The 13,413-nt window shown below is 65.7% G+C and carries 14 protein-coding genes; 4 read left to right on the top strand and 10 right to left on the bottom strand.

Annotated elements, in window-relative coordinates:
* Positions 1-8: 8 nt before the first annotated feature.
* Together AC1DRE_RS08805 and AC1DRE_RS08800 are read right to left on the bottom strand one after the other, a co-directional pair.
* Positions 9-611, bottom strand: coding sequence for a TlpA family protein disulfide reductase (locus tag AC1DRE_RS08805; protein ID WP_476984563.1), 603 nt, complete (start codon positions 609-611; stop codon positions 9-11).
* Positions 612-670: 59 nt separating this feature from the next.
* Positions 671-1,336 (bottom strand): histidine phosphatase family protein, encoded by a 666-nt coding sequence (locus AC1DRE_RS08800; protein WP_476984265.1) that lies wholly within the window; start codon positions 1,334-1,336, stop codon positions 671-673.
* Between the two features lie 220 nt (positions 1,337-1,556).
* Here AC1DRE_RS08800 and AC1DRE_RS08795 point away from each other — a divergent pair, with 220 nt between their 5' ends.
* The 3 genes from AC1DRE_RS08795 (at position 1,557) to AC1DRE_RS08785 (ending at position 4,314) form a co-directional block, all read left to right on the top strand.
* Positions 1,557-2,105, top strand: a complete 549-nt coding sequence (locus AC1DRE_RS08795; RefSeq protein ID WP_364124997.1) for a YceI family protein — start codon at positions 1,557-1,559, stop codon at positions 2,103-2,105.
* Positions 2,106-2,345: 240 nt separating this feature from the next.
* Positions 2,346-3,317, top strand: coding sequence for a hypothetical protein (locus tag AC1DRE_RS08790; RefSeq protein ID WP_476984264.1), 972 nt, complete (start codon positions 2,346-2,348; stop codon positions 3,315-3,317).
* Between the two features lie 286 nt (positions 3,318-3,603).
* Positions 3,604-4,314, top strand: coding sequence for a hypothetical protein (locus tag AC1DRE_RS08785; RefSeq protein ID WP_476984263.1), 711 nt, complete (start codon positions 3,604-3,606; stop codon positions 4,312-4,314).
* A gap of 80 nt (positions 4,315-4,394) precedes the next feature.
* Here the strand turns inward: AC1DRE_RS08785 and AC1DRE_RS08780 are convergent, their stop codons facing one another.
* Together AC1DRE_RS08780 and AC1DRE_RS08775 are read right to left on the bottom strand one after the other, a co-directional pair.
* A complete protein-coding gene (locus AC1DRE_RS08780; RefSeq protein WP_476984262.1) occupies positions 4,395-5,090 on the bottom strand; it encodes a redox-sensing transcriptional repressor Rex in 696 nt (231 codons plus the stop codon).
* 153 nt (positions 5,091-5,243) lie between these two features.
* Positions 5,244-5,498: a glutaredoxin family protein gene (locus AC1DRE_RS08775; RefSeq protein WP_104173321.1), complete on the bottom strand. Its 255-nt coding sequence runs from the start codon at positions 5,496-5,498 to the stop codon at positions 5,244-5,246.
* Between the two features lie 75 nt (positions 5,499-5,573).
* On the opposite strand from AC1DRE_RS08775, the gene AC1DRE_RS08770 reads away from it, so the two are divergent.
* Positions 5,574-6,392: an HAD family hydrolase gene (locus AC1DRE_RS08770; protein WP_104173322.1), complete on the top strand. Its 819-nt coding sequence runs from the start codon at positions 5,574-5,576 to the stop codon at positions 6,390-6,392.
* A gap of 118 nt (positions 6,393-6,510) precedes the next feature.
* Here AC1DRE_RS08770 and AC1DRE_RS08765 read toward each other — a convergent pair whose 3' ends face one another.
* The 6 genes from AC1DRE_RS08765 to AC1DRE_RS08740 all read right to left on the bottom strand — a co-directional run bounded on the left by AC1DRE_RS08765 (position 6,511) and on the right by AC1DRE_RS08740 (position 13,410).
* Positions 6,511-6,609, bottom strand: coding sequence for a 30S ribosomal protein bS22 (locus AC1DRE_RS08765; protein WP_003792170.1), 99 nt, complete (start codon positions 6,607-6,609; stop codon positions 6,511-6,513).
* A gap of 184 nt (positions 6,610-6,793) precedes the next feature.
* Positions 6,794-7,006, bottom strand: coding sequence for a helix-turn-helix domain-containing protein (locus AC1DRE_RS08760; RefSeq protein WP_043429999.1), 213 nt, complete (start codon positions 7,004-7,006; stop codon positions 6,794-6,796).
* 180 nt (positions 7,007-7,186) lie between these two features.
* The gene (locus AC1DRE_RS08755; protein WP_476984261.1) at positions 7,187-8,311 is read right to left on the bottom strand and encodes a 3-deoxy-7-phosphoheptulonate synthase; all 1,125 of its coding nucleotides are present in this window, start codon (positions 8,309-8,311) and stop codon (positions 7,187-7,189) included.
* 365 nt (positions 8,312-8,676) lie between these two features.
* Positions 8,677-9,708 carry an acetylxylan esterase gene (locus tag AC1DRE_RS08750; protein ID WP_476984260.1) on the bottom strand — a complete coding sequence of 344 codons (1,032 nt, stop codon included), beginning with the start codon at positions 9,706-9,708 and terminating at the stop codon, positions 8,677-8,679.
* Between the two features lie 148 nt (positions 9,709-9,856).
* On the bottom strand, positions 9,857-11,335 hold the full coding sequence (locus tag AC1DRE_RS08745) for a rhamnulokinase (protein WP_476984562.1): 1,479 nt from the start codon (positions 11,333-11,335) through the stop codon (positions 9,857-9,859).
* Between the two features lie 32 nt (positions 11,336-11,367).
* The gene (locus AC1DRE_RS08740) at positions 11,368-13,410 is read right to left on the bottom strand and encodes a bifunctional aldolase/short-chain dehydrogenase (protein WP_476984259.1); all 2,043 of its coding nucleotides are present in this window, start codon (positions 13,408-13,410) and stop codon (positions 11,368-11,370) included.
* Between the last annotated feature and the right edge of the window lie 3 nt (positions 13,411-13,413).

Here is a 13,413-nt window from a genome sequence, read left to right as displayed (position 1 = left end):
CGCCGCCGTCACTCTGCCACGGCGGCGGTAATGAGGGCCTTGAGCGTGCCCTTTTGGATTTCGCCCAGGACGCGGGACGCAACCCGGCCCTGCTTGTCCAGCACCAGCGTGGTGGGCACGGCACCGGGAGGCACCAGCCCGGAGACGGCCAGGAGCACGCCGCCGTCCTTGTCATGGAAGCTGGGGTAGGTCAGGTTGAAGGTCTTGTCGAACGCCTCGGCGGCAGCCTTTTCGTCGCGGAGGTTCACGCCGTAGAACTGCACGCCCTGCTCCTTGAACTCCTGGTGCAACGCTTCCAGCGACGGCGCTTCGACGCGGCACGGCGCACAGGCAGCGAACCAGAAGTTGAGGACGGTGACTTTTCCGAGGAAGTCCGCTGGCTCCACGGTAGTTCCGTCGAACAGGGTGCCCTTGATGCTGACGGCGGATTTGCGGTCCGCGGCGGCGAATTCGGTCACGGACCCGTCGCCGGCCACATAATTCTTGTTGTCCCCGGCCTTGGCCTGCTTGGCCAGGGCGTCTTCCTGCGCACACGCGGAAAGGCCCAGCGTCAGGGCAGCCAGACCCAGGCCGCCGACGGCGAGGACGCTGCGGCGGGAAGCCTGGCGCATCGCCTTGCTGGCGGCGTTGCCTGTGTTGTCTGCGTTGTTGGTCTTGGATCCGGCCACGCTCAGGCCCCCGGGGTGCTGGAGGCGCCGGGCAGGAGGGCGGCAGCGGGCTCGCTGTAATCCACGCGCAGCAGGGTGCCGTCGTCGTCGAACACCAGCGAGGTGAGGGACGTGAGCGTGCATTCGCGCTTGCGCGGATCGTGCCAGAGGGGCCTGCCCTCGGCGCTCAGCCGCGTGGACCAGATGGGGAGCTGGTGGCTGACAAGGATGGCCTCGGCACCGTCGCCGCCCAGTTCGATGGCACGCAGGCGTGCGTCCTGGACCGCGGCGATGACGCGGGCGGCCTGGTCTTTATAGGGCTCGCCCCACGACGGAATGAACGGGTTGCGCAAGTGCGGCCAGTGCTTGGGCCTGAGGAGTTCGGCCTTGTTGACCCTGAGGCCTTCGAAGTGATTCCCGGCCTCGATGATGCGGTCTTCGGTGTTGATTTCGAGGTGCAGCGCTTCGGAGATGGGTAGCGCTGTTTCCTGCGCCCGGGTCAGCGGCGACGCCACCAGATGCACGATTTTGGCCCCCTGCGCGGCGCGCTCGCTGAAGTGCACGGCGAGCGTCTTGGCCATCTGCTGTCCGAGTGCGGAGAGGTGGAATTCCGGCAGCCGTCCGTAGAGGACGCCGTCCGGATTGTGGACCTCGCCGTGGCGAAGGAGATGAACAGTGGCTTGGGGCATGTTTACCAGTTTCTCAAAGATGTCGGGTGATCTGAAATCTTCTACAAGAAGTAGAACTGGAAGGTTTGAAGAAATGTTCCCAAGAGTTGGAATAAAAGATGCAAATGCATGTTTATACTTGGTGAAGCAGTTAGTTGAGACTTCAACCAAAGAAGTTTCGGCTGGCGATCAGACATCCTTCCGCAAGAGATTCCGACCACAGATCACAAGGAGCAACACCATGGCACTGCCCACCAACATCACCACCGGCACCTGGACCCTCGACAACTCGCACAGCGAAATCGCCTTCACCGTGCGCCACGCAGGCATCAGCAAGGTCCGCGGCCAGTTCAAGGACGCAGCAGCAACCCTGGACCTCTCAGAGAACGTTGCCGATTCCAAGGTCAACGCGACCATCCAGACCGCCAGCTTTGACTCGGGCGACGTCAACCGCGACGGCCACGTCCGCGGCGAAGACTTCTTCGACGTCGAGAAGTTCCCGGAAATCTCCTTCGTTTCCAACGCGATCGTTCCCAAGGGCGACGCCTACGAACTCCAGGGCGATCTCACCATCAAGGGCGTCACCCGCGCGGTTGCACTCGAAACCGAGCTCCACGGCGTGGCAGTGGACCCGTTCGGCATGACCCGTGCCGGCCTCACCGCTGAAACCACCATCAGCCGCAAGGACTTCGGCCTGACCTGGAACGCCGTCCTGGAAGCCGGCGGCGTGCTGGTCAGCGACAAGGTTGCCATCAACCTTGAGCTCGCGTTCATCGCCCCGGCCGCATAGTTACTGCGCCCGGGAAGAACCGCACGCCAACACAGCGCCCCGCTCCGTCACTGCGACGGAGCGGGCGCTGTGTTTTGTGGGTTGTGTTTAATGCGCTCTCCCCAATTCGGAATACCTCTCAGGAATGATCCACCGCGCGGCCGGAGAGGGGTACGGTGGAAGCAAACCATGCTGGGGGCAGGGCACCGTTACTGATCCCGGTACCCGTTTAATCAGTAGTCGACCCGCAAAGGACCAACTATGAGCACGCCTCCAGCCCAGCCGGCCAACCCGAACGAACCTGAGAACGGTAAGCCTGACGCTCCCCAGTACGGCCAGAACGCGCCAGAGTCCCCCGCAGCACCGCAGTACGGGCAGAACGCGCCACAGACTCCCGCGGCACCGCAGTACGGGCAGAACGCGCCACAGACTCCCGCGGCACCGCAGTACGGGCAGAACGCGCCGCAGGCTCCCGCGGCACCCCAGTACGGGCAGCACGCGCCACAGACTCCCGCGGCACCCCAGTACGGCCAGCAGCCGCAGACTCCCGCGGCACCCCAGTACGGGCAGCAGTCGCCTGCAGCCCCGCAGTACGGGCAGCAGTCCCCCGCCGCACCCCAGTATGGCCAGCAGCCGCAGCAGTTCGGACAGCAGGGCACGCCGCCACAGTACGGCCAGCAGCCGCAGCCGCCCTACGGCCAGGCCCCCCAGCAGTACGGCCAGTCACCGTACGCCCAGTACCCGTCCGAGCATCCCCAGGGTGCAGCCGCCGGCGGTGTTCCGAAAATGGTCAATAACGCCTTCTGGATGATCGTTGCGGCAGGCGCCCTGTGGCTCATCTCCCTCCTGGTTGCCATTCCGGCGCTCGATGATCCCGCCATGCGGAGTACGTTCGAAGAGCAGATGCGGGCCGGCGGAGCGGACGTCGACTTCGAGTCGATCAAGGGCGTTGTGATCGGCATGATGGTTGTCGTAGGCCTGATCGGCGCGGGACTTTACGCGCTGGTGGCCCTCAACGTGCGCAAGGGCAAGAACTGGGCCCGCATCCTGGGCACCGTCCTGGCGGCCTTTTCGATCTTCAGCCTCCTCCCGCTCAGCATCGGAACGGTGGCAGTTTTGCTTGGCATTGCAGCCATAGTGATGCTTTACCTCCCGGCCTCCGCGCCGTACTTCCAGAAGCAGCAGCCTTTCGGGAACCCCTACTCCCAGCCGGGCAACCCCTACGGCCGCTAACGTCGGCCGGGCTGCCTGACGGCAGCCAAGCAGCGCCACAACGCAGCACCTCAATTCCACAGCCAGCGGGCGTGGACTTCGGAATGTCAGCGGCATCAGCCGCCAGACTCCGGAGTCCGCGCCTGCTGTGTTTTGGCGGGCCGCTCCTTGAGCCGAAATTGAGGTGAAAACTATCCACAGATCGCTCCTGCGCGCGGTACCGTGTAACCAAAGTGACGCTGGGGGCAGAAAGACGTGGCTGATCCCGGCAGGTGTTTAGTCAGTAGCCGATTTGCAAAGGATCAACATGAGCACTCCGCCCGTCCCGCCGTCGTATCCCAACGACCCCCAATCCGGCGGTCAGTACGTCCAGCAGCCTCCTCAGTACGGGCAGAGCCCTCAGTTTGCGCAGCCTCCTCAGTACGGGCAGGGCCCTCAGTTTGCGCAGCCTCCTCAGTACGGGCAGGGCCCTCAGTACGGGCAGCCCCAGCAGTTCGGGCAGCAACAGTTCCTCGTCTACCCTTCAGAGATGCCGCAGCAGCGGACTGCGGCTTCCAGCGCCGCTCCCCCGCTCGTGAACACCTCCTTCTGGCTGCTGATCGGCGCGTGCGTCCTGTGGGTCAGCTCGGTCTTCCTGTCCATAGGTTCAATCGACGACCCCGCAATGCGCAGTCAGTTCGATGCCAGGCTGGCAACCAGCGGAGCTGACGTGGATTTCGAGGCCCTCAAGGGAGTCATCGTGGGAATGGTGGCGCTAATAGCCGCCATCGGTGTGCTGATGTATGCGCTGGTCGCATTCAATATCAGGAAGGGCCGCAACTGGGCGCGGGTCCTCGGGACCATCCTTGCTGCGTTCTCCCTGCTTGGCGTCCTCGAAATGGGGCTGGGCACGCTGTCGATCCTGGCCGGCGTGGCCGGGATGGTGCTCCTGTATCTCCCCGCGTCCGCGCCGTTCTTCCGGAAGTACCAGCCATTCGGGAGCCCCTATGCGCAACCAGGCTACCCCTACGGGCGCTGAGCGCTGGTAGACCCGGGACGCACCCCCGTGAACGGACCCCGGGCTGGCCGGGGCAGGCCGGAAGCTATTCGGCGTCGAAGCTATTCGGCGTCGTCCGGGCCTTGGGTTCGCTGTGCGTGATAGGCAAGGATCTGCAGTTCGGTGGCCATGTCCACCTTGCGCAGGTTTACGCCGGCCGGCACCTGGAGCATCACCGGCGCGAAGCTGAGGATGCTGCGCACTCCGGCTGCGATAACGCGGTCGCATACACCCTGAGCCACGGCCGCGGGCAGCGCCAGCACCACCATGTTGGTTCCGGTGCGCTGGAGGACGGGCTCGAGGTCCGCGACGTCACTGACGCGCAGCCAGCCGACTTCGTTGCCCACCACCATCTGGTCGGCGTCGAAAATCGCCACAACGTCGAACCCGCGGGACTCAAAGCCGCCATACCGCGCCAGGGCCTTGCCCAGGTTACCGGCGCCCACGATTGCCACTTTCCAGTCGCGGGTCAGGCCCAGCGCCGCGGAGATGTGGCGGCTGAGGTACTGCACTTCGTAGCCGACGCCGCGTGTGCCGTAGGACCCGACGTGGGAGAGATCCTTCCGGAGCGTGGACGAGCTCACGCCGGAGGCTTCGGCCAGCGATTCGGAGGAGACGCGTTCAACACCCTCTGCCAGCATTGTGGTGAGGGCACGCAAATAGATGGTCAGCCGGGCCACGGCGGCGGGCGGAATCTGCTTGGCCGCAGTACCGCCATCCCCGTGGACAGCCTCGGGGGAAGAATCCAGCGAAGTCACTATCTGCTCCATTGCGTCGCGTTGTGAGTCCACTCTAGAGCCCCGTCTGCACTGCCAACAAAGCAGGAGTCACGGCGCGCCACGGCTCCCGGTGCATAGTGCCGCCGTGCTTCGGCGTCTCCCGGCCGCGTCCCCATGCAGCTCCCCGCCGTCCTACTTGGCCATGGCCTGGCGCAGGACCCGGTCCAGGCGGGTTTCGTCGATCTTCCAGAAGTCACGCTGGATCCCGTCGACGAGAACCACGGGGATTTCTTCGGCATACCGCTCACGGAGTTCCGGCCGGTTGTCCACCAACTGTTCCGTCCACTCCAGTCCCAATGCGGCGGTGACGCGTCCGACGGCATCGCGCGCCGCCTCACAGAGGTGGCAGTCAGCTTTGGTGATCAGGACGACGTCGGGTTTTGCCATGCCTTAACCGTAGCCCGGGCAGCCGTCCCGCCGCGACGTCACCAAGGCCGGGCGGGCATTGACTAGACTCAAGGCATGCCCGAGGAGAAGTACGTCGCCGTAGTCCGGCAGCCCGCCGGTGCGTCCCATCACGGCGAGGCCGCCTTCTTCGACGTCGACAACACCCTCATGAAGGGCGCCAGCCTTTTCCACGTGGCCCGCAAAATGCACCAGCGCGGCGCGTTCACGCTGCCGCAGGCGGCCGGCATGGCGTGGAAACAGTTCAAGTTCGTCCTCCGCGGCGAGAACATGGACGATGTCCATGCGGTCCGCGATTCGGCGCTGACGCTGGCAGCCGGCATCACAGTGGAGGATATCAAGGCACTCGGCGAAGAAGTCTTCGACGAAATGATCGAGTCCAGGATCTGGCCCGGCGCCAAGGCCCTGGCCCAGCAACACTTACGGGTGGGCCGCATGGTGTGGCTGGTGACGGCGACACCCATCGAGGTGGCCACGGTGATTTCCACGCGGTTGGGCCTGACCGGAGCCCTGGGAACCGTGGGCGAAATTGAGAACGGCGCGTACACCGGCCGGCTGGTGGGCGACATCCTGCACGGGCAGGCCAAGGCCGTGGCTGTCCAGGGCATCGCGGACGCCGAGGACCTGGACCTGAACCGCTGCTGGGCCTACAGCGATTCACACAATGACATTCCGCTGCTGAGCATGGTGGGCCATCCGGTGGCCATCAACCCCGACTCCCGGCTTCGCCGCCATGCCCGCGACAACAACTGGCCTGTCTACGACTTCCGCTCAGGCCGCCGCGCTGCCACGCTGGGATTGAAGGCGGCCACGATTGGCGGGGCCATCTACGGCCTCTGGCGGGGCTTCACCCGCTTCCGCGGCCCCACCGTCTAACCCACATTCGCCTCAGCGGCAGGGCCGCTCTGCAGCGGACGTCGTAGGGCTTCACCCGGCCCAAAGAAAAATGCCCGCTGCCAAAGGCAACGGGCATCTCACGCTGTAGGAAGTATCTCTACTTCTTGTTACGGCGCTGGTGGCGGGTCTTACGAAGCAACTTGCGGTGCTTCTTCTTGGCCATACGCTTGCGACGCTTCTTAATAACTGAACCCACGAAAGTTCCTTACAAACTAGATGGAGTACCTGTCTGATGGAAGAGGTCCGTGGACTAGGCAACAGACTAAACAACAAACAGATTCTTACAATAACGAAAAACGTTCCCTAACAGGGTACCGCTTATCCGACGCACCCACTGACCGCACGCCTGAAGGCACATACGGCGGCGGCCGCGAAGGAGCCTATGCGGTGTCCGACTGGCCTTCCACAACAGCACCTTTGACGTACTGTTCGACGGCGCTTTCCGGCACCCGGAAGGACCTGCCGAAGCGGACGGCCGGCATCTCCCCGGAATGGACAAGGCGATACACGGTCATTTTGGAAACGCGCATGAGCTCGGCCACTTCGGCCACAGTCAGGAACTGAGCGTTCGAGAAGTTCGACTCTGCGGACATTTCCCTTATTCCTTTTGTTAACAGCTGATAAAGGCAACCCCATTGAAACCCCATTGCGGTGTGCCGATGCTGAGCCATCAACCTACCCTGTGCTAGTTACTCTAGTGGCTGATGGTGCCATAGTGAAAGTCATTCCGCGTAACCAGTTTCCGGGCACGCGCCCGGTCAAACCCTGAAAATTCAGCCCTGCAGAGCACCCCTGCGCTTGCGCGCGGACGCTGCAAGCTGTCCCAGCACCGACGCCGTGACATCCCACTCCATGCAGGCGTCGGTGACGCTCTGGCCGTAGACCAGCTCGTCAGTGCCGGCAGCGTGCTCGGCCACATCCAGGTTCTGCGCACCGCCCACCAGGAAACTCTCCAGCATAACGCCGGCAATGGACGAGGCGGCGGTTCCGCCATCCTCCAGCTGTGCTCCGATTTCGAAGGCCACCTCAGCCTGGCGGTGGTGGCTCTTGCCGCTGTTGGCGTGGCTGGCGTCCACAATGAGCCTCGGGTTGAGCTGCTTGCCGGCCAGTTTCGCCGACGCCGCCTCGACGTCCGCGGCGGAGTAGTTGGGGCCCTTGCGCCCGCCGCGCAGGATCACGTGCGTGTCCGGGTTGCCGGCCGTGGCCACGAGCGCGGCCCGGCCGTCACCGTCGATTCCCAGGAACGCCTGGGACGCCGCCGCGGCGCTGCAGGCATCCACGGCAACCTGCAGGTCGCCGTCGGTCCCGTTCTTGAACCCGATCGGCATGGACAGCCCGGACGCAAGCTGGCGGTGGATCTGGCTTTCGGTGGTGCGTGCCCCGATGGCGCCCCAGGAGACGAGGTCCGCCATGTACTGCGGGCTGATGGGTTCCAGGAACTCCGTGGCGGTGGGAAGGCCCAGCGAGGTGACCTGCTTCAGGAACTGGCGGGCGGCACGCAGTCCAGTGGCGATGTCGTGGCTGCCATCAAGGTGGGGATCGTTGATGAGGCCCTTCCAGCCCACGGTGGTGCGCGGCTTCTCGAAGTAGGTCCGCATAACAACCAGGAGGTCTTCCTTGTGCTTTTCAGCCTGGCTTACCAGCCGGCGGGCGTATTCCAGGCCCGCCTTGGGGTCATGGATGGAGCAGGGTCCCACGATCACCAGCAGGCGGTCGTCCACGCCGTCCATGATGGCCCGGACTTCGTCCCTGCCACGTTCGACGACGTCTGCCACCCGGGCGTCCAGCGGGAGTTCCGCGATCATGTCCTGCGGTGACGAGAGCGCCTGGAATTCGCTGACGCGCAGATTGGAGGTGGACTTGGAAGGATGCGTTTCGGTGGCTGCTGCGGTACTCATGGGTGCGGGTCCTGTTCCGGATGGTGCGGAGCGGGCCCAGATCAGAACCCGCCGGAGAAATGGCGAAGGGCAGAGAATGATCTCTGCCCTGTTGGCTCTGAAGGAAAGTTGGATGCGTGTCAGTTAGACGCGGGCCCCTCCAGAGCCAACGAAAAATACGCATACCAACGGTTAGTCATAGCCAAGACCATAACCGCCGAACGAACCGTCCGCAAACCGGAGTCGTCACAAAAAGTCCCCGTAACGTCCCATCACCCTGCGCCGCCCCGCCCTTCCTCACCCAACTAGGTAGCAGCAGGTGTCGTTTTGAGCCGCCAAAACGACACCTGCTGCTACCTAGTTGGGCGGGCGGGGAAAGCATGACCTCAGCCGAGCAGCTTGCGCAGGTACTGCAGTTGGCGGTTCCACTGGTGTTCCTGGCCGCCCTCATGGTTGTTGAACCGATACACCTCGATGTCCTTGGCCGGAACGCCTCCCGTTCCCGCCGGCCTGGCGCTTGCCGGTTTCGTTCCGTAGGAATTGAAGCTGGCAAAGACCGTGGATGGCGGGCAGATATCGTCCATCTGCGCTGCCGAGAACAGCGCCGGCGCCGTTGCCGCCCGGCCCAGGTTGACGCCGTCGAAGTAGTTCAGCACAGCGAGGATGGGCTCGTAACGCTCCCGGTGGCGGGCCAGGAAGGCGGCAATTTCGGGATACGGCCCGCGTGGTGCGATGTCGATGGAACGGGGGAAGTCCTGCAGGAAGGGCACATCCGGCAGGGCGGCGATCACGCCGTCGAGCCTTCCGGCCGCGAGCCCGGCCACCGCAACAGTGATGCCGCCGCCCTGGCTGACGCCCGCCACCACAACCCGCGAGGCGTCGACGGCGGGGTGTGCCTGGGCGGCCTCCACCGCACGGAAGGCATCCACATAGACCCGCCGGTAGTAGTAGTCCTCGCGGCTTCCGACGCCGCGGGTCATCAGCCCCGCATGCGCCACGTCGCCCGCTGAGGGGTGCGGGTCTGCGGTGTGTCCCAGAATTCCGCCGTAACCCTGCCCGCGGGTGTCCATGATGAAGTGCGCGTAACCGGCCTGCGCCCACTTGGTGTCCTGGTTGGACAGGCCGCGCCCGCCGGAATAGCCCACGTACTGCACGACGACGGGAAGCGGCTCGTCCGCCGGCCGGTTCGCCGGCAGGTGCAGCCAGCCCTTCACCGGGGAACCGCCGAAGCCGGCAAACGTGACATCGAAGGTGTCGATTACCGTCAGGTAGTTGTCCACCGGTTCGAAAACGGCGTCCAGCGGGTACTCCCGGGCCTCGCTGATGGTGCGGTCCCAGAAGGCATCAAGATCCGCCGGGGCCGTGATGCCGGACGTGTAGTTTCGGAGCTGCTCAAGCGGTAGGTCGAAGAGGGGCATGGGGATTCCGGTTCTGTGAAGCGGGCCGATAGGTAGGATGTTGTATCTTCTCAAGGGCGCAAGGCAGGATCAACCGTCACGACGCCACGTTGAGGACTGCGTACCAGCGCGACTGGAGATGACGTTGGCGGACGCGCCACCCCGCCACTCAGACCAGCGCCGCCTGGTAGCTTCGCAAGGCCTGCGACCCGCGCACCAGTGCCCGCAACTCGGCGAGGCCGCCGGAGACCACGCCTGCGGCCCGGGCCTGGACCAGGACGTTGCCGAGCGCGGTGGCCTCGACCGGTCCGGCGATGACGCGTTTTCCGGTGGCGTCGGCGGTGAGCTGGCACAGGAGCCGGTTCTGCGAGCCGCCGCCCACGATGTGCACCACGTCCACGGGCACGTCTGCGAGGCGTTCGGCGTCGGCGATGGTCCGGGCGTAGCCTGCGGCGAGGCTGTCCAGGATGCACCTTGTGATGGCGGCCGGGTGGTCGGTGAGGACGGCTCCGGTGTTCCGGACGGCTGCCCGGATCCGTTCGGGCATATTGTCCGGGGCGATGAAGTACGGGTCATCGGCGTTGGTCTGGGGCCCGCCGAACGGCAGCGCGGCGGCGGCCGTGAGCAGTTCGTCCAGTGTCGCCGTGTATCCCTGCTGGGCCCAGGTGCGCTGGCATTCGCTGAGCAGCCAGAGCCCGCCGACGTTGCGGAGGTACCGGATGGTGCCGTCCACACCGCGTTCGTTGGTGAAATTCGCCTGCCGGCTGGCCACGGTGAGCACCGGTTTGGGGAGCTCGACGCCGACGAGGGACCAGGTGCCGGAGGAAATGTACGCGAAGTTCCCCGCTTGAGCTTGTCCCGGCGCGGCGCCTGTTGCCGTGGCGCCTGTCGCTTCGGCGGGTACGGCGGCGACGGCGGACGCGGTGTCGTGCGAGCCGACGGCCACCACTTTCGTTGCCCGGGCAAGTCCGGTGCGCGCGGCGATGCCGGGCAGCAGGGTGCCAACGGTTTCGCCGGGCTGGATCAGCGGCGGGAAGAGCTTTTTTGGTAGGTCCAGCGCGGCGAAGAACTCGGTGGCCCACTCCCCCGCGACCGCGTCGAACAGCCCGGTGGTGGAGGCGTTGGTGGCTTCGGTGCGGCGGACCCCGGTCAGCAGGAACGCGATCAGGTCCGGGATGAGCAGGGCCTGGACACCGTTCAGGTCCGGTTCGCTGGCCAGCTGGTAGATCGTGTTGAACTGCAGGAACTGCAGCCCGGTGGTGGCATAGAGCCGGGCCGGGTCCAGTTTTTGGTGGACCTGGGCGACGGCGGCGCGGCTGCGGTCATCGCGGTAGCTGAACGGCTGCGCCGTCATCTCTCCCGCGGTGTTGACCAGGCCGTAGTCCACCGCCCAGGTGTCGATCCCGATGCTGCTGATCGTTTCGCCGCGCTCCCCGGCGACGCGGGCCGCGGCAGCGAGCCCGGCGAGGACCTCGGCGAACAGGGCGTCGAAGTCCCAGCGGAGGCCGCCGTCGGACTCCACCACACCGTTGGGAAAGCGGTGCACGGTTTCCAGCTCAACGCCGTGTTCCCCGGTGGTTCCCTTGTCACTCATCCGTCCCAGGATGACCCGTCCGGAGGAGGCGCCGATATCGACAGCGGCGAACATGCCGCCGTCGATACCGGTTCCTGGCAAGTTACTCACCGGAGGAAGGCGGCGGCGACGCCGGCGTCCACGGGGATGTGGAGGCCGGTGGTGTGGGACAGTTCGGCGCTGGTGAGCACGGCGGCGGCGTTGGCCACGTGTTCGGGCAGGACCTCGCGCTTGAGCAGGGTGCGCTGGGCGTAGTACTTGCCCAGTTCCTGCTCGTCCACGCCGTAGACCGCGGCGCGCTTGGCGCCCCAGCCGCCGGCGAAGATCCCGGAGCCGCGGACCACGCCGTCGGGGTTGATGCCGTTGACGCGGATGCCGTATTCGCCCAGTTCAGCCGCGAGCAGCCGGACCTGGTGGGCCTGGTCTGCCTTGGTGGCGGAGTAGGCGATGTTGTTCGGGCCGGCGAACACGGAGTTCTTGGAGGAGATGTAGATGATGTCCCCGCCCATGTCCTGGTCGATCATGACCTTCGCCGCGGCCTTGGCCACGAGGAAGGAGCCCTTGGCCATGACGTTGTGCTGGAGGTCCCAGTCCTTCTCCGTGGTCTCCAGCAGCGGCTTGGAAATGGACAGCCCGGCGTTGTTGACCACCAGGTCCAGGCCGCCGAAGGCCAGCACCGCTTCCTGGATGGCCGCGGCGATCTGCGCTTCGTCGGTCACGTCCGCCTGGACGCCGATGGCCACGTCCGGTCCGCCGAGCTCGGCGGCGACGGCCTGCGCGTTCTGGAGGTTCAGGTCCGCGATGACCACGCAGGAGCCTTCAGCGGCGAGGCGGGTGGCGATGGCCTTGCCGATGCCCGAGGCCGCGCCGGTCACCAGCGCGATGCGGGTGGCGTGCGACTTGGGCTTGGGCAGGCGGGCCAGCTTGGCTTCCTCGAGGGACCAGTACTCGATCCGGAACTTTTCGGATTCCTCGATCGGGGCGTAGGTGGAGATCGCCTCGGCACCGCGCATCACGTTGATCGCGTTCAGGTAGAACTCCCCGGCAACGCGGGCGGTCTGCTTGTTGGCGCCGAAGGAGAACATCCCCACGCCCGGGACCAGCACGATGGCCGGGTCCGCGCCGCGCAGCGCCGGGGATTCCGGAGTGGCGTGCCGGTCGTAGTACCCCTGGTAGTCCTCGCGGTAGTCGGCGTGGATTTCCTGCAGCCGGGCAATCGAGGCCTCGATCGAAGCGTCGGCCGGCAGGTCCAGGATCAGCGGCTTGACCTTGGTGCGCAGGAAGTGGTCCGGGCAGGACGTGCCCAGCGCGCCGAGGCGCGGGTGCTCCGCGGCTGCCAGGAAGTCCAGGACGACGGCGTCATCACTGAAGTGCCCCAGGACCGGTTTGTCCGTGGACGCCAGACCGCGGATCACCGGCGCCAGCGCGGCGGCCTTGGCCCGGCGCTCGGCTTCCGGCAGCGCCCCGTAACCGGGCAGCTTCGGCCCGAACGGCTCAGCGCGTCCGTTCTCGGCGATGAACTTCTCGGCCTGGTCGATGATCCACAGCGAGTTCTGTTCTGCTTCTTCGGACGTGGCGCCCCAGGCGGTGATGCCGTGGCCGCCCAGGATGGTGCCGACGGCCTGCGGGTTGGCGTCCTTGATCGCGGCGATGTCCAGGCCGAGCTGGAACCCGGGCCGGCGCCAGGGCACCCAGACCACCTTGTTGCCGAAGATCTTGCTGGTCAGGGCCTCGCCGTCCACCGCGGTGGCAATGGCGATCCCGGAGTCCGGGTGCAGATGGTCCACGTGCGCGGCGTCCACGAGCCCGTGCATGGCAGTGTCGATCGAGGGTGCCGCGCCGCCCTTGCCGTGCAGGCAGAAATCAAAAGCGGCCACCATCTCGTCTTCGCGGTCCACCCCGGGGTAGACGTTCTTCAGGGCGTTGAGCCGGTCCAGGCGGAGCACGGCAAGGTTTCCCGGCTTCAGCGTGCCGAGGTCCCCGCCGGAACCCTTCACCCAGAGCAACTGGACGTCCTCGCCCGTTACCGGGTCCTTCTCCGTGCCCTTGGCCGAGGTGTTGCCGCCGGCGAAGTTGGTGTTCCGCTTGTCCGCGCCCAGGCGGTTGGAACGGGCAATCAGGTCTTCAACAGTCTTGTTCGTGTTGCTCATGCT

The organism is Arthrobacter sp. P4_H3 (genome assembly GCF_056400885.1).
This window is presented reverse-complemented; position numbering and strand designations above follow the sequence as displayed.

Coding starts and splice junctions, on each gene's coding strand:
- AC1DRE_RS08785 (WP_476984263.1), top strand. CDS start 3,604: ATGAGCACTCCGCCCGTCCCGCCGTCGTATCCCAACGACCCCCAATCC.
- AC1DRE_RS08790 (WP_476984264.1), top strand. CDS start 2,346: ATGAGCACGCCTCCAGCCCAGCCGGCCAACCCGAACGAACCTGAGAAC.
- AC1DRE_RS08800 (WP_476984265.1), bottom strand. CDS start 1,336: ATGCCCCAAGCCACTGTTCATCTCCTTCGCCACGGCGAGGTCCACAAT.
- AC1DRE_RS08740 (WP_476984259.1), bottom strand. CDS start 13,410: ATGAGCAACACGAACAAGACTGTTGAAGACCTGATTGCCCGTTCCAAC.
- AC1DRE_RS08805 (WP_476984563.1), bottom strand. CDS start 611: ATGCGCCAGGCTTCCCGCCGCAGCGTCCTCGCCGTCGGCGGCCTGGGT.
- AC1DRE_RS08755 (WP_476984261.1), bottom strand. CDS start 8,311: ATGAGTACCGCAGCAGCCACCGAAACGCATCCTTCCAAGTCCACCTCC.
- AC1DRE_RS08760 (WP_043429999.1), bottom strand. CDS start 7,006: ATGTCCGCAGAGTCGAACTTCTCGAACGCTCAGTTCCTGACTGTGGCC.
- AC1DRE_RS08795 (WP_364124997.1), top strand. CDS start 1,557: ATGGCACTGCCCACCAACATCACCACCGGCACCTGGACCCTCGACAAC.
- AC1DRE_RS08745 (WP_476984562.1), bottom strand. CDS start 11,335: ATGTTCGCCGCTGTCGATATCGGCGCCTCCTCCGGACGGGTCATCCTG.
- AC1DRE_RS08750 (WP_476984260.1), bottom strand. CDS start 9,708: ATGCCCCTCTTCGACCTACCGCTTGAGCAGCTCCGAAACTACACGTCC.
- AC1DRE_RS08775 (WP_104173321.1), bottom strand. CDS start 5,498: ATGGCAAAACCCGACGTCGTCCTGATCACCAAAGCTGACTGCCACCTC.
- AC1DRE_RS08770 (WP_104173322.1), top strand. CDS start 5,574: ATGCCCGAGGAGAAGTACGTCGCCGTAGTCCGGCAGCCCGCCGGTGCG.